Here is a 21,601-nt window from a genome sequence, read left to right on the forward strand (position 1 = left end):
GGAAAACGCTGCGTTTAATCAAGGGCAGCGAATGAGGTATACCCACTACATCGTCATTATGGCCGTGTCCCGCCAGGGTATAGCCTGATGAATAATCTTGGATATGGTCAGACTGGAATCAAATCTGTTTCATCAGGGTGTACCTTGAACTTACACTTTGAATCGGCTATTCTAAGGGAATAACAGGTGTAAAAACTGGATGTAAAGGTGGCGTCATTGATGACAAAAGTTGGATATGCGCGAGTAAGCACCCGCGAACAGAACCTGGATCGGCAGCTGTCAGCGCTAAAAAATGCTGGCTGCACTCGCATCTTTCAAGAAAAAAAGTCTGGGGTAACGTTGGAACGGCCTGAGTTAGCCGCGATGCTTAATTATATTCATGACGATGATGAGGTCGTAGTGGTCGCGCTCGATCGACTCGGCCGAAGCGCGGCGGATCTCACCGAAACCATCAACACCATTGGTCAACAAGGCGCGACCCTGAACGTACTGAACTTGCCAACGTTTGCAGAAGTGCCCAACAGGGCCATGCGGACGATGCTCACAAATCTAACCCTTGAGATCTACAAGTACATCGCGCAAGAAGAGCGCGAAGCGATCCACGAACGTCAAGCCGCCGGTATTATTGAAGCTAAGCGGCGTGGAGTCTACAAAGGTGGTGCCATTCAATATGCACCGGACTCTCCAGACAAACATCGACGCTATATCTATAGCCAAGCCATCACTATGCTCAAGGACGGCACACAATCCAAAGCCCAGATTGCACGCACGCTTGGCATCAGCAGACCAACACTCTATCGGATTGCGGGAGAAATCTCTGGTACACACTAGTAGTGCTTTAGAGACCAAAGGTTAGTTCTATCTTAGATCGTTCGCATAAGGTTATAATAGCCACGAGACCTGACCTTCTTTCTGAACCCGAATTGTCAAATCATCGTAAAAGTACCGAACTATCACGCCGACACATGCCTAGCTGCACTCCAAGCAACGATTGACGATTATGGTGCCCGTGAGTTTGAGACGATTACTTTTGATAACGGATCCGAGTTTGCCCAACTATCCCAGGTTACTGGCACACATATCTACTTTGCCCATCCGAATTCGCCATGGGAGCGTGGCTCTAACGAGAACGCAAATGGATTGCTCAGAGAGTTCTTCCCGAAGGGAAAATCGTTGCGCGGCGTTTCACTCATAGATGTTCAGGCTGTACAGTCGGCACTCAACAGTCGTCCTAGACGGAGCTTGGGTTATCTTCGCCCTTGTGACTACTATCGAAACATGGTTTAACCACTAGACCACTAACAACCATTGGCTATCATTTGTTGCACTTGACTTGAAAACTGAGGTTATTTAAAGAAGGGACTAATCGTTGTGGATTTTCAAAATACTGATCTAAAAAAATTGTTTGGATCCGTCGCCGCTGAGGATGATGATTCAGAAAAATTGGCAAGTTATTTTTTCAAAAACAGCTTGTATAAAAGAGCCATTACGGATGATAAGTTAATTATATTAAAGGGATACAAAGGTACTGGGAAATCTGCTTTATTAGCAATGGCTCAAGACTATTTTTATAATAAACAAAAAGTTTGCTTATCGATTAAGCCAGATGATTTTCCAAATATAAAAGAGGATAACAATGACAATCTAGATCTAATAAGTACATGGAAAACGGACTTAAATAATCTTATAGTAAAGAAAGCATACGAGGATTTCTTGGAACAGGAAAAACCCGATATAAAGATTTTTCACGCTATTAACTCAATCAATGAAATGTTTAGTTTGTCTTCGTACATAAAAGGAAATGATACCCAAATAAAGAGGCAAATAGCTTTAAATTTCAAAAAAAATAAAGAGGTGTATGTGTTTATTGATGACCTTGATAGAGGATGGAATGGTGATAAGGTCAGTATTCATCGTATTTCATCTCTCATTTCTGCATTGAGGGACCTTTCTAACTCCGAAATAGGTTTAAAATTCAGAGTCTCATTGCGATCTGATATGTATAGTCTACTACGTTATGATGATTCCAACTTAGATAAGGTTAGCCAAAATATACTAGATGTTAAATGGACTAGAGATGATCTCTTAAAAATATTAGTTTTACGTGTTCAACATTTCTTAGGCCATAATATAAACAGTGAAGATGTTGACAAGTTATCCCAAAACGATTTAGAAAGATTGTTAAGTGAAGTAATGGAGCTAACTTTTTCTGGAACCGGGAAATGGCATAACAAACCTATTCATAATATCTTACTGTCACTTATTCGTGAAAGGCCTCGTGATCTAATCAATCTTTGCACTTTGGCAGCAAAAAAAGCAGGGCAGAATAAACACGAATTAATACAAACTAAGGATTGGGAGGCTGTTTTCAGAGAGTACTCAGTAGACAGATTTGAAGACACTATCACTGAACATAGAGATGAATTGGGTTCAGACGGTGTTCAATTGTTATTGAATGGTATGAAAACTACTAGAAGTGAATCTAAATCTGGAAGTTCTCTCTATTCTAAAGCTGCTATTATTCAAAAGATAAAAAATGTTCTTGGGCAACATGATATTCGAAGAAATGGAGAAGCACTAAAATTATCTGGAGTAGAAGCCTTAAAATTCTTATATTCAGTTGGATTTGTCATTGCTAGGAAAGATGATAACAATACAGGTTTCATTACACGCATAACTTATGATCAAAACCATAATTTAATAGATCAAGATTCTGGGTTTAAATTTGAAATTCATCCTGCATTTAGATGGGCATTAAATTATGATCCCAGTAAGAACCCTCTGGATAATATTGATGACGAGATATATTAGGATTTTTTAATTATCTCTATTCGTAATTGATGTTCAACTCTTAAAAGTGAGTAAGTGACTCCTAGATTGCAATAATAAAGTTACCCCTGAATTTTCAAAGGGTAATCGCGATTGGTACGTAGCTGCCTTACTTTCAAACGAGCTTGGTGTCAATCACGCCAAGGCCAGTGCACAACAGAACCTAGCCATTTCACGATTGACCAGTGCGATTGCCGCCGGTGAGGTTGAACTACTCAACCCGGCGCTCAAAACGGCATTCACAGAGCACGTATAATCAGGAGGCCACCTCACCCGAGGTGGCCTTTTTGGCCCCGAGGTAGCCGCCGCGTGGGCAGAAGGCTAAGAGCTAGCGGCCGTGCCGACCGCATTTGGCGGCGGCATGAATCGGGAAGACCACCCGATCCAAAATACAGTAGGAGAAGGCAAAAGAAAAGGCCCACCACCGCCACTGGCGATGATAGGCCTATACGAATCTAACGTTCTCGTTCATCTCTACTGCGGAACCGCGAGCGGTTCGGTTGCTGTGCTGCTTTAGCGTGGTCAATGGCTTCAGAAAGTGAACGTTGCGGCGCTTGACCGATCACTTCATAGGTACTGTACACTGCCTTGAGCGCGGTTTCTATAGTTGTACCAGCAGCATATGGATGAGACATTTGAAACCTGGCCCACCTATCTCGTACCAATGAGCTACTTTCCAAATCTGATAGGTGCTGCATAACTTCCTTTTCAGTGTCAATATCGAGCTGCTTGGCGTGAGCCGTTCTTTGGAAAGCCATTGCTGCCTTCTGAATATCAATGTCCTTAGAATTAAATGTGCTGAAATGTACAACGTCGAGCACGTCTTTCGCACGAAACCGGGTATCAGTACGTTGCAACGTAGCGACCTCTTTGTCGGCCAAGATCTGTTCGAGCGGATAACCCCACATGTCAAAGCCGGTACCATCACGAAGCACGCTTTCGTGATGTAGCATTCTTGGTGCCGGTAGGATCAAGTCGCCTGTAGAAACGTCCAGCCTAACAACGTCATGAGCCTCACGGTACTCTACGTCGAACATAAACCGCAAACCTGGATAGTCGTTGTCTTCCATTATTGGCTTGGCCTGGCGAACGGTGAAAGCAACCTCATCATTAGCATCACGAAAAACATTTTCAAAAATTTGTGCTGTGACTTTCTCATCCAATTTGTGATTGTTCAGGGTTGTATCAAGATCCTGCGTCATACGATTTTCCCAGCCCCATACAGACGCGAGCTCAAAACCACCTTTGACGATAAAGTCGTCTTTGTATTTACTCTGGCTAACCTGCATCATCAGGTGTTCCAGGTAAAACATTTTCTGTGCAGCTTGTTTGTCAACATTTGCCTCATTCGCAACGTTGTTGAGCCGCTGAAATAGATTGCTCACTAAACCAGTACCTCCAATGCGTAATCGATAGTCGAGTTTGGGTATAGTTGATTTTTTAAGTGCATCATTTCACGGTCAGTCTTGCTGGTACGGTAGCGGTCCATATATTCCTTGAGCGCTTCAAGCCGAACTGCACTATCGATATGCGGATCATCCCAAATGTCGAGTAGCGATCGAACCGGGGAGTAGACCTTAACCGTGGCCCCACTTGTGGTCTTCACTTCTGAAAGACCAAGGTGTAGCCGATCAAGGCGCTGCCGAAATGGTTTAACCTGATGGTTCGCCAAGTTCTTATTGTTGTAGCCGTTCGGGAAGGCCATATCAATATGTTTAGGTAGTTCATCAGTCATGTCATACAAAGCCAGTGCTGACATTTTTGCAAAAATACCGTTTGGGTAAACTAGGGCAATCATCGCATAAATGTCATACGGCATACCAGCACGCGCATAAATTCCGCGCGCCATTTTTGTGATGACACCTTCAGCAAGCGCTGCTTGTAACTCTCGCTTCGTGAGGCCTGACTCGTAGGCCATACGCGTTGTGAACATACCTTTACTTAAAACAAAGTCTAATGGTTGCATTCTTGTCCCTCCCGCACACATTATACCATGTATTTGTGTGTTAAAGGGACAAACGCCAGCGTTTACCTTATCTACTCTGCTGATGGCTGTGAAGCTCACGTTGCTCAACAGGATGCTGCTGCACAACAGCTTTAGCATTCACTATCGTCTTTCCTAATGGTGCCTTACTCACAGCTTTCGCAATATCATTCCAATCCTTCGCCGGATGCTCCACAAGCTGGTAGTTACCACGCTCATAGGTTTCTTGACGGGAAGCAAACTCATCTGACACCACCGCCGCCCAGGCTGACGGCTTAGCATCTATCACAGTCACCCCAATGGTCTTCAAACTCTCCTTATCCGCTTCAGGTGTGAGGCTCTTGGCCAAGGCTTGATAGTACGTCTTAGGCGCGACGTTGCCAGTGTCAAAGTTAGCCATCTCCTTTGCTGCGGCCGCAAGTTGCGGCCACGCGATACCATGCTGCTTTGCAGCAACCTGGATCAAGGCAAAATCCGCGGCCGGGATCTGACTATCAGTCGCGATTAACTTAACCAGTGGCACCTGGTCTGAATACGCGCGAGACTCGTGGAACTTCGCGAACTCATGATAGAACTTCTGCCCGGCCTGGTCGTTATCAGTACCGATACCGATTTTCTCGGGAAGGTGACCTGTTTGCCTGTAGAAATATCCCAGCGCCTGAATGGCTGACTCCTGCTTGACTCCATCCATTGAGAATAGCATTGAGTCTGTAACCCGTGGATTAACAGTCATGAAGCTCAGAGCGTCGATGGGTGACTCAAAAATCATCAGCTTGCGCGGCTTGCCGACTGTAAAATTGAAGCCGAAATCCTTTTCCGAATTTTTGGCAATTTTCTTCACCGCGCCGTGCTTGCCGTACTTTTCTCGGTCTGTTGAGGTCCCTTGGATCGTCGCACCTACCTTCTGCCCGGCTTGTTTCCAAACAAAAATAGCCCGTCCATACTCGTCTTGTTGGATCAGGCCGACTTTGTGCAGTTTATCGATCAGCTGCGGGTGCAGCTTCCGTACATTAACCAGGTAATCTCTAGCCTTATTAAAGTCTGTAGAATCCTTCAGATAGTAACTAAATGGATTCCGTTTTTCCTCCTTGACCTCAACATGCGCTAGGTCCCCGTGCGCCAGTGTTATGACTGCCGACTTAAAGTTATCCGGGCCGACCACCTTCTGCATGAACGCGATTGCGTCACCACCAAGGTTCTGACTGTTCCATCGCCAGAGGTTCGCTTTGATGTCTACTACCAGCGAGTCATGCTCTGCCCAATGATAATACTTACCACCATCTGAAATTAGCTGTACGCCATTCTGCGTCGCGATGTCCAGAATCGATGTCTGCTTGGCCTTGGTAATCATAGCAGTGGTAATCTTCCCGTTTGCTGAGCGCTCTTGCGAGTGTTCCGTGGATGATTGCCAGACGACCCGGTAGTGGCCCTCACCTCGCGAGAAAGGTAACTCCCCAACCACTTTATCTAATTTCCAGTCCTCAGGCGTCTTGCCAATGATGTCAACGTGGCTTTGCGGCGCGCCGCTCGGGAGAAAGCTGGTAAGCTGCCAACTATGGCTTCCCCTGGCGCTTGGTGTTAGTGTCTTGAAAAGCGTGGACTCACCATCCTTGTCAACCCGTTCAACCTTCATGGATTGCCCCGGATGAGCGATTAATTGTTCCTTCCACCAGGTCCTCGCTGCCTCTCCTTGCTGCCTAACTTCATCAAAGTTTCCAACCGCCGGCTGAGCCACACCGGGAACGCTTTCAGCCTCTGGTCGTTTAGTTTCGTCCATTGCACTTGCCTCCTTTGCAAAAAAAAAAGGGGTTGTGACATAACTCCACAATAAGACGCCACCTGAGAAGAATCTTCGGATTTTCGTCAGGTGGCGTTTTCGGTATAATATTAAAAAAAGAGTATCGGTCGCACCCGATACTCTAGGGAAACACCCTCGAAAGGATGTTCAAAATATGCGTAATCAGTATAACATGAACCAGACCACTTTGAGTATCGCTACCGAATTTATTCCTGAGCCAGAACACGAGGTTTGCTATATCAACCGCTTGGTAGAGACGATGGATTGTCCTGTCTTTTATCAGACTGGCCGACCACGGGAGTACGACATTCGAGCGTTAATGAAGTTGGTCCTTTTTTCATACCTTCGAGGCCAGAATACATGCCGGCTGATTGAACGTATGGCCCGTGAGAACTTATACGCACGCTGGTTGACCAACGAACAAGTCCCGTCCTATCGGACAATTGCGCGCTTTATTGTCTCTGATGAGGCGGAACGGTTAATTGAATCGAGCTTTGAAACCATGCATGGCTTTCTCGTTGAACACGGACTGATTGATGATTGTGTCTTTATCGACGGCACTAAAATCTTGGCCAATGCGAACAAATACAGCTTCGTTTGGAAGAAGAACATCATTCGCTTCGACGAGTTAAATCGAACCAAAGCAGAAGCGTTAATCGAGGAGATTAAGACGAGTGAAGCCGCTGCTTGGGCAAAGTCATTACCAATGGATTATGATCAGCTTGATTTGACCATTGCCCAGCTTGAAGAACGTGTTGCGCAACTCGACGCAGAAGTTAAGGCAACTAAGAAAGTTTCGCCAAATCCTGCCAAACAGGCACGCCGCAAGGCTAAGTCCTATCTTCACAAGACTGAACACATACGCAATAAGCGAGACGAATACAGTGCGGCGCAAGCCGTCTTCGCCGGCCGAAACAGTTTTTCAAAGACGGATCACGATGCCACTTTTATGCGAGTCAAAGAAGATCCAATGATGAACGGTCAACTTAAGCCTGCGTACAATTTACAAATTGCGACTAGTCGTCAATTTGTCCTCGGTTATCAGCTGTTTCCCAACCCAACAGATACGCGCACACTGATTCCTTTCCTTGAGACTTTAAGCACGCGTCGCGTGCTGGGAGACTATATTATCGCCGATGCTGGGTACGGTTCAGAATCAAACTATCGTTTTATCGCCGATCACTTGCCTGAACAGACACCATTAATTCCCTATGGGACAATGCTCAAAGAAAACAGCCGAAAGTGGCGCTCCGATGATCGTAAAGTGATGAATTGGGAGTACCACGACAAAGATGATTACTATATTGATCCACAAGGTGTTCGGTTCAACTTTCAAAAGTATGTTGCGCGAAAGGACAAGACAGGCTTCACTCGTCAATTCCATCGCTATCTAGCCGAAGCCATCGATGAGAACCAGCAACCTATTCCCGCTGCCTTAACCAAAGGCGGGCGGACGCGTTACATCGATGTCAATCCAGAGTGGGAATTCTTCAAAGCCCAACAACGAGCGAAGCTCACCAGTACAACCGAAGGAAAAATCTATGCCCGACGCAAAATTGATGTTGAATCAGTTTTTGGCCATCTGAAGGCTTATTTGCACTTCACCAAATTTACCGTTCGAGGCAATATACCAGTTAAAAGACAGATGGGATTCATGTTAATGGCAATGAACTTAGGAAAGGTGGCGAAGCGGCTGTTCGCTTTGTCGGCTCTTAATCAAATTAAAAGGACCAAGGCCAGAAATCTTCGTGATTTCCGAGTCTTGGTCCTATTTTGAAGGGGTTATGTCACAGCCCCAACGTTCATGTTCACGATCATTATTTCTAGGCCGCTCCCGTTCTTCTGGCTGTCTAGCCTCCTGCACGACCTTCTGAGTGGTTCGCCACTCAACCAGTTCTGAATTAATGCTCTCAATCCGATTCTCTAGGGCTTTGCGCAACGCACTCAATTCATCAATAGTGGCCGCCATCTTGCTCTTATCCATGTCTGGATTCAGGCCCTGTGCTTTCACCAGGTATTTGGCGCGCTGGAACTCCCTTAACTCCTTCGAGTGACTGAATCCTAGCTTGCGAGCATACGGGCGATCAGCTGCTTGGATGTCGCTGACCAGGTCTTTATACTTGTTAGCAGCATTGATTGCCTTAACCGCTGTATTGTATTCGTTAATCTTTTGGATCAACCCCTCTAGCTGCTTAACTGCTCCGTCACGATGAAGCTCTAGCTTGGCAATCTGCTCTTGAATCTGAGGGGCGCCGGTGATGGAATTTTCCTGCAATCGTGTCATCACTCCGCTTAGTCGCTTAAACTCTTGACGAGTATTGACGGCATAACCAATGCGTTGTGCCTGGGCCAATGTACGATCCAAAGTTGGCTCCGCCACGTCCATGGCTGACACCAATTCCTTACCGTTCATCGTAACCGACTGCTCTCTAGTGGCTCCTTTGCTATAGTAATGCCAGTCGTCACCAATGGCGGCTTCGTACCTCAGCGTGCTGCGGTTGTATCTCACCTCCGCCGCCGGAAGAAATACCGTTCCGCCATTGGGAGCCAGGGAGATACTAACGCCCTTCGCTCCGACGCGGATCAGTTGCGGATCAAGTGAAACCCACTGCGGTTTGATGCCTTGTTGCAGCTGCAAACTACGGATCACAGTCTCACCTTTCACGGTGTATTCTGTTCCCGCATCGGTGCGTCGAAGGGTGTAATTGTGGCCTGAATTAATGTTCACTGTCACTCGTCGCCCTTGACCTTCCAAATCCTTTTTTTGGATGAACAGAGACTGCTTCTCAGTGCCAACCAAGACCTTTACCAGGACTCCATTCTTCTCAGCGAACGCCACCTGTTCTTCATTCAGATTAATTGCCACCTCTGTGCGCTTACTCACCGCGTCAATCTGTTCGTCGAACTTTTCAGTAATCGGGCTGTCGCTGAAATCATCATGACCAAAGTGACTCGGGTTTCGCCAGTCTTCACTGAACGATTTTAAGCGGTAGTTGGGCGGCAACAGGTCGTCTTTGATACGTCGCTTGACCCCCGGAATCTCATAGCCGATTGTCAAACCATATTGCACGGTTTTGATGCCGGCTTGCTGTAAAGCTGCAATCAAATCTTCTTGACTGTCCGCATATTGATACGCCTTCTTGATAGCAGCCATCAGGTCCTGCCTGGCCATTTCATTCTCTGCAAAACGTGCCGCCAGTCCCTCCGGGGTGAACCTGCCAACCGCCTGTGTTGCCGCTGCTTTGCCAGCGCTGATACCACTCAAATTAGTATCCCGTGCTGCGCGTTCTTGACCTGCCAACGCATAGGTCAGATGTTTTCCCCGCGTATCGATTGTGATGCCCAACTCGCCGGCTGCCTCCTCAAATTCATCACGAGTAGTCACGCGATCAAGAGCAAAGTCGAGGCGTTGAATTAGCTGTGATCTCTTACTCCGGGAATACTTTGGTTCGGTCACTCCATCGCGACCAAGTTGCATTTGACTCAGCCCATGTTCTGCACAAAGTTGATTACTAATTTGCATGATTTGATTTGCCGTAACATAGGGCCGGCTTCTAAATTTATGCAGGTTTGTGAGGCTTGTTGCATTAAAAATAATGTGATTGTGGATGTGACCCTTGTCAACATGAGTAGCGATTACATATTCGTATTCGCCGCCCAAAAATTCACGTAAAAGTTCCTTGCCAATTTCATGTGCTTCTTCTGGTGTGACATTGTCATCTGGAGAAAAAGATTGAATCAAGTGATAACTCTGGGCACTCTCGCCCTTGCGTGTACCCTTGCCATCGTGACCAACCCTGTGAGAGAAATCTCCAACCACTTCGTCAGCTAAACTACGTGTCATTTCAAACTCCGACGCTGCATAATCTGCATCGCAATTGAAGCTAGAAACCAGCTCACCGTGCAGCGTCTTTGATTCATTTGAGATGTAGTCAATTGCTGCCTTAGTCGAAACCGTAATAGCGTGGATCGATGTAAATGCCAACTCTACCTCCCCCCTTCCTCCGGTAAATTGTTCAGTGCAGCTCGGCTATCCAGTGCCGAGTCCAATGCTGAGTGAGTGAGCAACCGAACCTCGTTCATCATCATCTTCAGGTCATTCATTTGTTCCTGAGTCACCTCTTCATCTACGTTCACCCGGCGAGCAATCTGGTTGATGTTATTACCAACGCGTGCAATTTGTTCGGTGAACTTTCTGAGGTACGAGTAATCGAAAATATAGACGTCGCCATGGATTAATGCACGACGCGAGAAGCTTGAAAAGTTATGAACGCCAGCCGCTTCCATGCGTTCCTTAACTGCTACCCATTCAGCCGCCGAGAAGCGCAGCCGTTTCACCATCTGTCGCCGAGGATCGGCTAGATTTTTAGCGGCAATACTCAATGTAACTCGGTTGCTTTCGTTATTTTCCATTCGCAAATCACCTCCACAGAAAATCGGCGGCGATCCCGGCTTCTCCGGAATCGCGTTTCTGTCTCTACTGACGCGAGATTTGCAAATGTGGCCACATTTGCGAATTAGCCGAAAAGTGGGTCTCTTTTTCGGCTAATCATTTGGGGCTCCGCCCCAATCCCCGTCCGTTATTTAATCGGCGCCTAAGGCGCCACTTAAATCACTAAAGTCATTATCGGAAAGCCTGACCAGCTTTTCGATAGTGCCATCATAAAGACCCACCGTAGGGTCAAAAACAGCCGTATCTTTGACCAGGCCCTTAGCGTTCAACTCTTTCATAAATTGCCGGTATTTCTTCATCTCAGTAACCAGTCCATCACGCGATTTTTCTTCCGTGTGCTGAAGATAAATCTCTACCAGCGCTCGTTCTTCATCGGTAAAACTTGAGAGAAGTTTTGTCATCATGGTCCTCCCTAATGTTCAAATGCGACGTGTTGTTGGACCGGTCGCTCCACAGATTTTGTGGCGACCGATGCCACCCGTTTGCTTCGAGTAATGATCTCATCCAGGCCCCGTGATGGTGCCTGGTACTTCTCAACATACTTGCTAATCTCGTAGTCAGTTTTACTCAAGATTTTCGCTTGGCTTGCGGTCAACTCTTGGCCTTCAGCAATCAGTGCACTGCGACTTTCTAGAACAAGTCTCACTACGCCTGTTTCGGCGTGGACCCGGCTCCAATCATCCATGTCTAGCTCACTAGCGAGTGTATTGTGATCCAGTCCGCGGACGCCCATATCGTAATCACCAGAAGCTAGTTTCCCATCTGGAAAAATGAAAATAGGTTCATCTACATTGCGTGTTTCTTCAAACGTATCATCGAATACTTTGTCAATTTGGTCTTGGCTCATTAACGGTTTCATCTGTCACTCACTCCTCTGCTGAAGACGACTACAGCTCAAGACCATCACCATGGATACTCGTCACTTTTTCTTGTTCCCTGCTCTCACCAGCCGCTCTGCCAATCTCCTTCTCAGGGGTCAGTTCACGTGCCAGACTTGAGTCCACGTTGGTGATAATTTCCTTTGCCGTCTTGCTCACGTCATCCATGATTTTGAATTGGGTTTGAAAATCTTTATCAGTCAGGGTTGCCATTTTTCGCGTCCAACCGGCAATGTAAGGTGCCGCTTCTTCTTTGGTATCGATGCCGTAGTGAGCGCTAACGATGAAGCTCACCATTTCGGCTTGAAGCTCTTTTTCATCGCGACCAGCCTTGCTCCCGTCGTGCATGTATGAGTGCGCAATTTCGTGAATCCGAATTGCAGTTTTCTGGGTAGCAGGAAGGTTTGCTTCAACCTCAATGAACTTGTGCTCGCCGCCGTGATAGACGCCATTGGCAACGAGCTGAGATAGATCCGGCAGCTCTTCAATTGGAATGCCTCGACTCGCCGATAGCGCATCAAGTTGATCGCTTAGCAACTGATTCATTTCTGGATCATCAATAGAAAAATCAACGGGCCGATTTGGGTATAAGGTTGGATATTTATCGGCCGGCATATCCGTCTGACGAACGTCAAATACAGTCGTTAGGTGAAACCCACTGACCCCCTGGCTGACCGTGGCCTCGCCGGTGCCTACCAAGGCTTTTTGCTCCTTAGTAGCACGCCAAAATGGGATTTTCTTATGGTCAGGCAGGTTTAAAACCTTGCCCTTCGCCGGGGCAAAAATCTTGATACCCTTCTGCCCTTTGCGGACTGGATAGCCGAGCTTTTTGAATTTGTCATAGCCACCAACAGCAAGCGCGGTAGCATTTTGCATCTGGATCAATGTTTGGTTACGCAGTGAGTAATCTGGGAACCTAGCCATGAACGTTAGAAAGTCCGTGAGCTTCTCTGGGCTTGCCGTGTAGTCATGTGCTGCCCGCACCATCTCAGTCGAATATTTATCGACCTCAGCTTGAATTTCCTCGGCACTTCGCTTCTTAAATCCAGCCATGTTTAAACCTCCTCAAAACAAAAAGACCAACATTAGTTGGCCTTCCATTTCTTTCTACTTTTCCTCTTTGATACAGCAACGGCGTTTGCAATCACCACCGCCAATTCACGAGGCGCATAACGCTTTTGAGCAGTGCGTGCCATCGCTTGAAGTGACTGCATCGCAATCCACAACGCTTTCCAAAGTACTCGTGGTGTGACTCCTTCTTCCACCGGAGTTGGTAATCCAAGTAGCGCTGATAGCAACGACATGGTGAGAACGCGTAGGCTCTCCTCAGGTAATTGCCCGGCGGTAACCATAACCAGCTTTCTGCGTTGCGCCTCCTCCGGATATGCCTTCACGATCAGCTGGCGCATATCCTCATAGCTCATTGGTTGTTCTCCCTTTGGCACTTCGTCAAGGTCCAGTTGAGTGAACAGCTTAATCGGTTGAAGCACCGCCTGCACAGGGCGTCCTGGCTTCCCCTGGCGGTAAATGGGCATCACACCGCCGAAGCCGTCGCGTCCTATAATTGGCCGCGCCCCTTGTTTGCGCCAGCCGCTAATTGAGTGAACTTCCGTGACTTGCATATCTTCCTGCATGGCAAGAAGGCCGTTGTAAGGACCCGCGCGGTAAAGTGTCATGAGCTGCGTTACCGCCTTAGCGGGCATGCTCTGACTCATTAGCTGCGTACATAGCTCCTCGGCCCTGTTCAGGAGCGTAGAGACTTCACTTTCCAATAATTATTCCTCCTTCTGGCCAAGCGTCTTGAGCTGGTGTTTGAGGGTCTTGATGTTCTGTCGGGCAGTATCCCGCTGAGTGGCTGATGCTTTGGCGTCATCAGCAATTTTCTGGTACTTATCAATACCAGATTGATACTGTTTGCCAATGCTGATGGCCTTAGCCACCACGTCACTTTTGAACGTGTCATTCAGCGTGGCAGCATCATCAAACCTTGAGTCATGGATGTATCCTAGGGCAATTGTCACACTGAGTTTCTTACTACCAAGTTCAGCATTAATAGCCTGGGCCGCATCCGGCTGGTCAAGCATCACATAGGCAACGGCGAGCTTCGCTCGCCGCTCTGTTGTCATGCTGGCATCGTCGCCAAATTTGACCACCTTTTTGTAATCCTTCGTTAGAAAAGCAAGGTCAAACCGACGCGATGCCGTTGGAAACTTGGAGACAAATTTTTTCAGCTCTTTTGTGTCGCCGCGATCAGTTAGCCTGGCCGCAATAGTGTCTCGTTTCGCGGGATATATCTTGGCTGCCTTCTCGTAGTGACCAGCCTTGACTAAAGTCGTATACGACGGCACTGGCGGCTTACGAGAGGCAATCGTGCTCACCCCAATCACAGCCCCTACTGTCAGTACTAATACAGTAAGTGCACCAGCTACCAGCTTCACTACACGGCTGCTCACACGCGGTAAGTTCAGACGCCGGCGCTTCGGATTCTCCCGCCGTGCTTTCTTTCTAATTCGCTGTTTACGCTTTGGCTGCGTAACACTCGGCTTGATGGCCGACGGTGGGTTTGGCACGGGCTCTGGTGAAACTACTTCCGGTGTTGGGCTAATCTCACCGCTCTTCAAAATTCGGCTCATCACGTCCTCAACCTTGCCAGTTACAGGTAAGGTTAGGTTAAACGTACCAACAGGCTTGCCGTCAATGACGACATACAGATCGACAGAGCCGGTGCGATCATGGTCGGCCATATCGTAGCTGATTTTCTGAAGCTCTATCAGTGCATCATCAAAATCAATGGGGTCAGACGGTAGCGTCACACCTTCTTCGTTTGAGAAAGTCACTAGTGACTGCTTCTTCGACCGTGCCATAATCTCCCTCCAATCTGTCTAGTTCCACCCAGACGTTTCCGTTGTGGTTGTCTTCGTGGTTGTTGTATTGCCGTTGTCGTCAGTGCTTGTAGAAGTCTCGTTCCCGCTTTCGCCATCTGCCTTCGTCACACCCGTTTGAGTCAACGTGACTGCATCATAGGCCTTGTGAAAGCTCTCCGACCCGTATGTGATATCAGTAGCAACGGTATACTGCTTACCGGTATCCTTCAGATAGAAGTGGTAGTCCATATTTGGACTATCCGTGAGCGCGATGACAATTGTGGCGCCGGCGTCGTTGTCGGCAATCGTCCTGTCGTTGTTGATAGTGTATGGATGAACCTTGGTTTTGCCACCCTTATATTTCTCCGTGATTGTTGTGTCAGTAATTGTCATTGAGACTACATCAGCATTCTGGTCAGCATCTTTCTTCCATTCACCTTGTGTCAGCACGTCTTGCCACTTTTGATTGGTTAACTTTGTTGCAGCTTTTTTGCTGGCCGCCGTACTAGCTTGCCGGGCCTTCAGTTGCTTCTGAGTCGAGTACCAGTAATGCTTACCACTAGCGTCATACAGCACTGTCTCGCCATCGATGGTTTTCATCTTCAACTGATAAGTTCCGGCCAACCTGTCATCTAGCGTGATCGTGGAGCCTGAGATTTCCCACTTACCACTCGTCAGCCAGTCACTGGAGTATGTGCTGTCCTTGCTCAAGTGCAGCACAGCACCGTCAGTGCGATCCGAATACCATGTGCCGGCGTAGAGGTGGGAAGGCTCCTTATTGATTTCAATTTGTGTCTGCTGCTTGGTCATTTTTGGCTCTGGGAGCTGTTGGCTATGCCAGATAGCAAAGCCGGCCCCGCCGCCTACGACCAGCAGCACCGTTGCGATCGTGGTAATCATGCGGACCCGATGGTCATACCACTGGTCAATCAGCCAATCGATCAATATCAGATCCTCCCTCATTATCATTGTCTTGTTTCTGTGCCCGCAGCAGTGCTGCAACCTGCTCAAAGCTCAAACCGCTGTTACTAATCAAGCGTTGTGCTTCGTCACCCTGAACTTGTTTGAGTTCACTTTTGGCCTTATCAAGATTAGCCTGTGCCTTGTCGTAAGCCTCCTGGGCGCGCTTCACCTGAGCTTCCTTTGCTTTAATTCGTGATTTTGCCATCATGTAACCTCCTAATTAGTTTTTCCATACCCTAGAATGTATTTACTGTTCGTAGCGTAGGACGAGCGGCGAACAGCATCTCCGTTGTTCCCCTCAACCGTATAGACCTTGCCGCCTGACACCTTATCAACGATGCCGACATGGTGAGAGGTGGCTCCGGTCCCGGTCCAATCAAAGTAGATCAAGTCGTCTGATTTTGGCGTGTACTGACCGCGTGCGCCCCACCTGCTGTGGCTCTTATACCAACTTACTCCGACCGCACAGGACGCCGTCTTGGGCACTACACTGTCCATGTGGGCCTGGTGGGCGACCCAGGATGTGAAGCTTGCACACCACTCGATGCGCCGCGTGAAGCCCATGTACTTCCAGAACTTCGCTCCACCGTTATTGCTGGCTTTGATTTCCTTGGCCGCAATGTCAACCATGCTACTGCTGTCAGACTTGATATGGCTCAACACCAGCTTGGTGTAGAACATATTGCCATATAGGTAGCGCCAGGATCCGTAGGCCTTAGCAATCGGGTTCGTGTACTTAACCTTGACCCCTTTTGCCATCTTGTTCGCATAGGCGACCATGTTGTCGAACGAGTCGTCTGACTTCTTCGACCTTAGCCAGCGTAGATACCCGCTACCATAGTTTCTGGCACCAACAGCTGCCGAATCTGAAAGGCCAAGGGAACGACTCGTCCTCAGAACGCTAGAGAAATTGACACACATTTGCTTGACCGAGAGATCGACGCTTGTGATTGAGTTGGGCTTTAAGCCCAGGCTCTCTGAGCTTTGCGTAATATCTTTAGTCTGCGAATCATCACCGCCGGTCTCCTCCCAGATGAATGCCAGTAGGAGATTAACATATTGACTGATGCCGTACTGCTTGGCATATTTCTCAACTAAGCTGCGCCATCTCGTCACGGACTTTGGCGGATTGATTAGATCACCAATCATTCCCCCGCCACCGCCGGCGTCAGTAAGCGCATAGCTCATGCCATACGTATAGGTGACATTTTCCAAAGCGAAAGCAGGATTGAGTTGAACCGGCACTTGGGCCGTAGCCCCAGACTTCGTTTCATCGGAACTACTACTTTGAGCATTACTGGCGACGGCTGCTTCCGCCGACGAACTGGAACCAGTTGTCGGTTCAGCTGCACTGGACTTGGCTTCAGTAGCAGCACCACTACCACTATCCTTGGCGGGCTGAGAGGACGCATCGGTAGCAGTACTGTCATTTTGAGTATTAGCACGCGCTCCCGTGGCAGGCTGCGTCACTGAGGACGTTGCATCGTTATAGAGCTTGTAGGTGCCCCTGCTGCTTCCAATGACGGCACCAGACTTAACCTGGTCACTCTTCTTGAGCTTGACACCGGTCAGCCCTTTATACCGGACACTGCCCTTGTCATTTTCTGCAGCAATGGTGACTGAGTCATTTGAGACCGACGTAACCGTACCGTCAGTCACTGAGCGTACTGGCTCCTTCGGCAGTGTTGTGATTGTAATTCCGTCATACTTGGTCATCTTGCCATTGCGATAGCGATACCCCATACGATTACTAACCTGAACAGCCTGGCCCGTATTTTGGTTTGGACTCTGCATCCAGGAGAATGCTGAATACAAGCCAGCCTGCTTCATCGCGTCAATGCGATTTTTGTTGTCGTCACGGTTTGCACCATCCGTCTTCAGCAAGTCGTCAACCGTGCCGGTTTTAACGGCAATCTTAGTGATGTGCTTCTTAGTGATCTTCTTAGTCGTCGTTCGCTCGCCCGTATCGGCATCGGTTGTGACCTGGTAGGTCGTCACTGTTTGGGTTGCCTTACCAGTATCAATCGACAGTAGCGCATCGTGGGCAGTCTTCAGCTCTTGCTGAACCGTTGGATCCAATTCGGTGCTGCCAGCTACCAGATAACTACTGTGGTTCTTCAAGGACTCATACGCCAGAATGGCGTCAAAATCCGTGACAATCTCCAAGCCGTCAGGCGAGGCCTCTTCACCGTCAATCGTCAAAGTGACGTTTTTACCCTTCGTCGCATCCAGAATCTGCTGCGTGTCCTCTGCATCCAGCTTGGTTAGGTAGACATACGCCTGGGTTTCGCCTAACGGATCCACGTTTTGTAAGCTGGAGGACAGCACGCCAATAATGCCTGCGACGCCGCCAAAGCCTAGCACAATTAGCACAATGGGCATCACCATGCCTGCTTTAGCCAAAGTGGCAACCACCTTGAGGTTCTTGATCCAACTACCAGCTTGTCTCAGCCTTCGTCCAGTGGCTCTAAGCATCTTTGTCGTCGCCCTAGCAGTCCAGGTGGTTGCTTTGGACCCCTGCTGAATCTGCTTGGCCTTGTTTAACATTTCCTGGGCGTGGGCCGCGCCAGAATCAGGATCAAGCTGAACATTAGTAAAAGTCTGGGCAAGGGCCCGGGTTGAGACCACGGTGCCCTTTACTCCGGCCTTGATGGTGCCGGCGGCTACGCCTTTGGCTCCTACCTTGACTGGCTGCTTGGCTGCGCGGCTCAGCTTGATTGCGGCACGCTTGTAACGACTCATCAAGGCCCGCTTAGCCCCACCAGACTTGATTGCCCTGGTAGCATGAATACCACCTTTGACTAGTTTTTGGGTCCCTACAGCACCCATGACGGCAGTCTTAGCCAGGGCTAGGGTTGCATTGTTTTCTGCTGCATCGTCGCTAGACGCAATCACTGAGCGAACAGCTCCTTCAGCTTGCTCCTTCAGCGATTCTTTGGTGGCGCCAATTAGCTCGTCCTTTAGCGACTTGCCGTTCTTCTCCACAATACTGTTGCGAAGATCCGATCTCATGAACGCCACCCCTTTCTCTAGTTGGCATCCTCATCCTGGCTGCGCTTCTTGTACTGATCCATATCTTCAGGCTTCGTAGACATGATTTTGTAAAGCTTAGTCGCCTTAGGAAAATCATTCTCAAACGGCACCGTTGTTTGACCAGCAATCAGCAAACCATGACCTTGCTTAGCGTTGGTAATATAGCCAGCCTCATGACTTGATAGCTTCAGCAGATCTACCAGACTGTCCCGATCATTGGTGGCTTGATCCAGAAGAAGCACAAATTCAGAGTTCGACAACATCCGTTGGGCATCTGCACTCATCAGCATGGTTTCAACATTTTGGGTGATACCAGTAGGAATAGCGCCCCACTTACGGGCACGACTCCAAAGCTCAAAGAAGTAGTTTGACGCGTACTGATTAGTGAACAGCAGCTGCATTTCATCTACATAGATCCAAGTGCGTTTGCCTTCTCGACGGTTAGCCGTGATATGGTTCCAAATTTCATCAAGCACGACCATCATGCCAAAGGACCGCATATTCTTACCCAGATCCTTCACGTCAAAGACCATGACTCGATTGCTTGTGTCAACGTTGGTTTGGTGCGCGAATGATGATAGCGATCCCTCAATAAACGGCTCCAGCTCAACTGCAATTTGTTTGCCGACTGGCTCTGGCTGGCTTTTAAGGACCCGGCTAAAATCAACCAAAGTGGGCATCTTTGTATCGGGGTTCTTCTGCTTGCCAGTAACGGGATCAAGACTCACCCCTTCAAAGTAGTCTCGATACATGATTCGACAGGCACGGTCAATCAATGACCGGCGTTCAGAGGTTAGCCCCTCCTTGCCGCCAATCAGCAGCTCACAAACGGTGGTAACAAAATCCGTTTTGAGCAGCACTGGATCGTCGTCATCGCCGTACGACTCGTTGATCTCAAGCGGGTTGATGAAGGTCTTAGTCCCTGGTGAAATACGAACCACCTGACCATTAAGGGCTTCTCCCACTGCTGGGTACTCTCGTTCAGGGTCAATAATCAGCACTTCTGCATCAGGATCACGTAATGCTACGCTAATCATTTCCATCTTTGTAGCAAACGACTTACCAGCCCCAGGTCGGCCCATGACTAGCCCGTTACCAGCCTTCAGCTTTCGCCGATCAGCGGTGATGACGTTCTTGGTGACCTGGTTGATGCCATAGAGGAGACCAGAGGGCTCTGTGAGTTCCTGTGCTGTAAAAGGCAGCATGATTGCCACCGCACTAGTCGTGAGCTGTCGATTGATTGGCACGTAGTTTTTACCAATCACAAGAACCGAACTCAGTGCCTGTTTTTGTAGATAGTCAAGATTGACCATTTCGCAGAGGCTTGTATTGGCGGCCGTCTTAATCTTGGTGACCAGCTGACGCAAATCCTCCTCACTATCAGCCTTGGCCATGACCAGAAAGGTTACCGCGAAAAGTTTCTGGTTAGCTTCTCGCATCTGATCCAGCAGCTCATCGGCTTCCTTGATTTTGAAGTCAAGGTCCGCTGGTAGAATGGAGGGATCATAGCCATCCTTGATGGCCTTACGCTGGAGCTCCGACTTTTCCTTGTTCATCATGGCTGTCTTCAGGCGAACCGAGTTCATCGCTTTGTCTTGGGCGATTGGCTTAATGTGAACTGACACTTCCAGGTCGCCGATGATTTTCGTGATGTCCCGAAACAGCCGATCGCTTAACTGGGTTGGATACTGCCGCAAATAGATTATTTGCGCAAATTTGTCACCCAGCTCGAACGTCTTCTTGTCCTTGAAGGTCAAGCTCGTTGGGGCGATTACCGAGTGAGTTGTTAGGCCGCTGTACTTGAGATCCTCAAAGCTAAAGTGCAGGTGTGTTCCAGGCCGAAGAGAACTGTTCAGCACAGCCAATCGTTCCGCACCATCAAGCACATGCGCATCTGAACCCATCTCACGAAGTGTTTCAATGGCCGTATCACACATGCCACCTAGATCCTGGAGAACGACCTGCTTATCTTCGCCGTGGGTTGTGATGGTCATGTACTTTTCTTTAATCATGCTGGTGCCATGATCCTGGAGACGCGACAACATATAGTCGTCCATTTCCTGCCGCAGTGGATCCAGACCGTCGCCTTGCTTTTTGAACCCAGATTGTGCCATGAACTCATCAACATCGACGCGCTCATTGCGAACGGTGATTTCGATCGAGGAGTCACCTTCTATGGAGTTGAAGAGGTCACCGTACTGGGTGAAATAATCGACCTGCTTGTCCCGTGCAGCGGTCTGGTAATTAACGTCTTTGAACTGAATCGTGCGCGACCACTCGTGATCGTTGATTTGCATGGTACCATCCTCATACAGCGCACGATAACCCAAGGCATCCTGCGTAGCCCGCGACGGTGCATCTTTACGCTGCTTACGACCCCGGGCCTTTTTGTGAGCATTGAATTTAGCCAATGCTCGTTTTTGATCCTTATTCATCGTCGTATTCTCGGATTTTTTTGCGGTTCGTGTGAACATTCATGCTCACCTCCTTGTCATTTTCGTAGACTAGCTGCTTAGGGGCCGATTGAAAGTCCAGACGGTATTTCAGGTAGGTCTCAAAGTTAAGCCCCATTGGCCGATACCAGCCGAACGCCAAGATTGGTGCATCGACGATCATAATGACCCATCCGAAAGCATCTACCGGCATCTTCATCACGAAATACGCCACGACACACACCACGACCCCAATGCCGGCGGCAATACCGCCAAAGATCAACTGCCGTCCGGACATATTGCCAATAATTTTCTCTTTATAGTCTCGAACATCTTGCGGAACCTTTACTTGTAGTGCCATATAGCC

General features: G+C 48.4%; 18 protein-coding genes and 1 pseudogene. 4 read left to right on the forward strand and 15 right to left on the reverse strand.

What is annotated here, in order from left to right; genetic code table 11:
* Positions 1 to 219: 219 nt before the first annotated feature.
* The 3 genes and pseudogenes from EKM90_RS10365 (at position 220) to EKM90_RS10375 (ending at position 2,811) form a co-directional block, all read left to right on the forward strand.
* Entirely contained in the window at positions 220 to 831 is a 612-nt protein-coding gene (locus tag EKM90_RS10365) for a recombinase family protein (RefSeq protein ID WP_125582349.1), read from the forward strand.
* Between the two features lie 96 nt (positions 832 to 927).
* Positions 928 to 1,287 (forward strand): annotated as a pseudogene (locus EKM90_RS10370) (IS30 family transposase); the annotation flags it as partial.
* Between the two features lie 84 nt (positions 1,288 to 1,371).
* Positions 1,372 to 2,811: a P-loop ATPase, Sll1717 family gene (locus EKM90_RS10375; protein WP_125582351.1), complete on the forward strand. Its 1,440-nt coding sequence runs from the start codon at positions 1,372 to 1,374 to the stop codon at positions 2,809 to 2,811.
* A 473-nt stretch (positions 2,812 to 3,284) separates the two neighbouring features.
* Here the strand turns inward: EKM90_RS10375 and EKM90_RS10380 are convergent, their stop codons facing one another.
* The 3 genes from EKM90_RS10380 to EKM90_RS10390 form a co-directional block, all read right to left on the reverse strand.
* Positions 3,285 to 4,214: a nucleotidyl transferase AbiEii/AbiGii toxin family protein gene (locus tag EKM90_RS10380; RefSeq protein ID WP_125582353.1), complete on the reverse strand. Its 930-nt coding sequence runs from the start codon at positions 4,212 to 4,214 to the stop codon at positions 3,285 to 3,287.
* A complete protein-coding gene (locus tag EKM90_RS10385; protein ID WP_125582355.1) occupies positions 4,214 to 4,795 on the reverse strand; it encodes a type IV toxin-antitoxin system AbiEi family antitoxin domain-containing protein in 582 nt (193 codons plus the stop codon). Before EKM90_RS10385 ends, EKM90_RS10380 begins: the two co-directional genes overlap by 1 nt.
* Before the next feature lie 67 nt (positions 4,796 to 4,862).
* Complete coding sequence (locus EKM90_RS10390; protein ID WP_125582357.1) at positions 4,863 to 6,590, reverse strand: DUF3991 domain-containing protein; 1,728 nt, start codon at positions 6,588 to 6,590, stop codon at positions 4,863 to 4,865.
* Between the two features lie 175 nt (positions 6,591 to 6,765).
* On the opposite strand from EKM90_RS10390, the gene EKM90_RS10395 reads away from it, so the two are divergent.
* Positions 6,766 to 8,388: an IS1182 family transposase gene (locus tag EKM90_RS10395; RefSeq protein WP_125582359.1), complete on the forward strand. Its 1,623-nt coding sequence runs from the start codon at positions 6,766 to 6,768 to the stop codon at positions 8,386 to 8,388.
* Here EKM90_RS10395 and EKM90_RS10400 read toward each other — a convergent pair.
* The 12 genes from EKM90_RS10400 to EKM90_RS10455 all read right to left on the reverse strand — a co-directional run bounded on the left by EKM90_RS10400 (position 8,380) and on the right by EKM90_RS10455 (position 21,595).
* Positions 8,380 to 10,596: a relaxase/mobilization nuclease domain-containing protein gene (locus EKM90_RS10400; RefSeq protein WP_125582361.1), complete on the reverse strand. Its 2,217-nt coding sequence runs from the start codon at positions 10,594 to 10,596 to the stop codon at positions 8,380 to 8,382. The genes EKM90_RS10395 and EKM90_RS10400 overlap by 9 nt on opposite strands.
* A 2-nt stretch (positions 10,597 to 10,598) precedes the next feature.
* Positions 10,599 to 11,024 (reverse strand): plasmid mobilization protein, encoded by a 426-nt coding sequence (locus tag EKM90_RS10405; RefSeq protein ID WP_125582363.1) that lies wholly within the window; start codon positions 11,022 to 11,024, stop codon positions 10,599 to 10,601.
* A 171-nt stretch (positions 11,025 to 11,195) separates the two neighbouring features.
* Positions 11,196 to 11,465 carry a hypothetical protein gene (locus tag EKM90_RS10410; RefSeq protein WP_164507946.1) on the reverse strand — a complete coding sequence of 90 codons (270 nt, stop codon included), beginning with the start codon at positions 11,463 to 11,465 and terminating at the stop codon, positions 11,196 to 11,198.
* Between the two features lie 11 nt (positions 11,466 to 11,476).
* Positions 11,477 to 11,923 (reverse strand): hypothetical protein, encoded by a 447-nt coding sequence (locus EKM90_RS10415; protein WP_125582367.1) that lies wholly within the window; start codon positions 11,921 to 11,923, stop codon positions 11,477 to 11,479.
* 28 nt (positions 11,924 to 11,951) lie between these two features.
* On the reverse strand, positions 11,952 to 12,995 hold the full coding sequence (locus EKM90_RS10420) for an ArdC-like ssDNA-binding domain-containing protein (protein ID WP_125582369.1): 1,044 nt from the start codon (positions 12,993 to 12,995) through the stop codon (positions 11,952 to 11,954).
* Positions 12,996 to 13,027: 32 nt separating this feature from the next.
* Positions 13,028 to 13,714: a hypothetical protein gene (locus EKM90_RS10425; protein ID WP_125582371.1), complete on the reverse strand. Its 687-nt coding sequence runs from the start codon at positions 13,712 to 13,714 to the stop codon at positions 13,028 to 13,030.
* Between the two features lie 3 nt (positions 13,715 to 13,717).
* Positions 13,718 to 14,686, reverse strand: a complete 969-nt coding sequence (locus EKM90_RS10430; protein WP_225422829.1) for a hypothetical protein — start codon at positions 14,684 to 14,686, stop codon at positions 13,718 to 13,720.
* A 138-nt stretch (positions 14,687 to 14,824) separates the two neighbouring features.
* Positions 14,825 to 15,751: a hypothetical protein gene (locus tag EKM90_RS10435; RefSeq protein ID WP_125582375.1), complete on the reverse strand. Its 927-nt coding sequence runs from the start codon at positions 15,749 to 15,751 to the stop codon at positions 14,825 to 14,827.
* On the reverse strand, positions 15,732 to 15,974 hold the full coding sequence (locus tag EKM90_RS10440; RefSeq protein WP_125582377.1) for a hypothetical protein: 243 nt from the start codon (positions 15,972 to 15,974) through the stop codon (positions 15,732 to 15,734). Before EKM90_RS10440 ends, EKM90_RS10435 begins: the two co-directional genes overlap by 20 nt.
* Before the next feature lie 11 nt (positions 15,975 to 15,985).
* Positions 15,986 to 18,781 (reverse strand): lysozyme family protein, encoded by a 2,796-nt coding sequence (locus tag EKM90_RS10445; RefSeq protein ID WP_125582379.1) that lies wholly within the window; start codon positions 18,779 to 18,781, stop codon positions 15,986 to 15,988.
* A gap of 17 nt (positions 18,782 to 18,798) precedes the next feature.
* Positions 18,799 to 21,276: a VirB4-like conjugal transfer ATPase, CD1110 family gene (locus EKM90_RS10450; protein ID WP_125582381.1), complete on the reverse strand. Its 2,478-nt coding sequence runs from the start codon at positions 21,274 to 21,276 to the stop codon at positions 18,799 to 18,801.
* Positions 21,230 to 21,595 carry a PrgI family protein gene (locus EKM90_RS10455; RefSeq protein ID WP_125582383.1) on the reverse strand — a complete coding sequence of 122 codons (366 nt, stop codon included), beginning with the start codon at positions 21,593 to 21,595 and terminating at the stop codon, positions 21,230 to 21,232. Before EKM90_RS10455 ends, EKM90_RS10450 begins: the two co-directional genes overlap by 47 nt.
* Between the last annotated feature and the right edge of the window lie 6 nt (positions 21,596 to 21,601).

Origin of the sequence: Lacticaseibacillus suibinensis, assembly GCF_003946175.1 — a bacterium.
In the GTDB taxonomy this organism is placed as follows: Bacteria; Bacillota; Bacilli; order Lactobacillales; family Lactobacillaceae; genus Lacticaseibacillus; species Lacticaseibacillus suibinensis.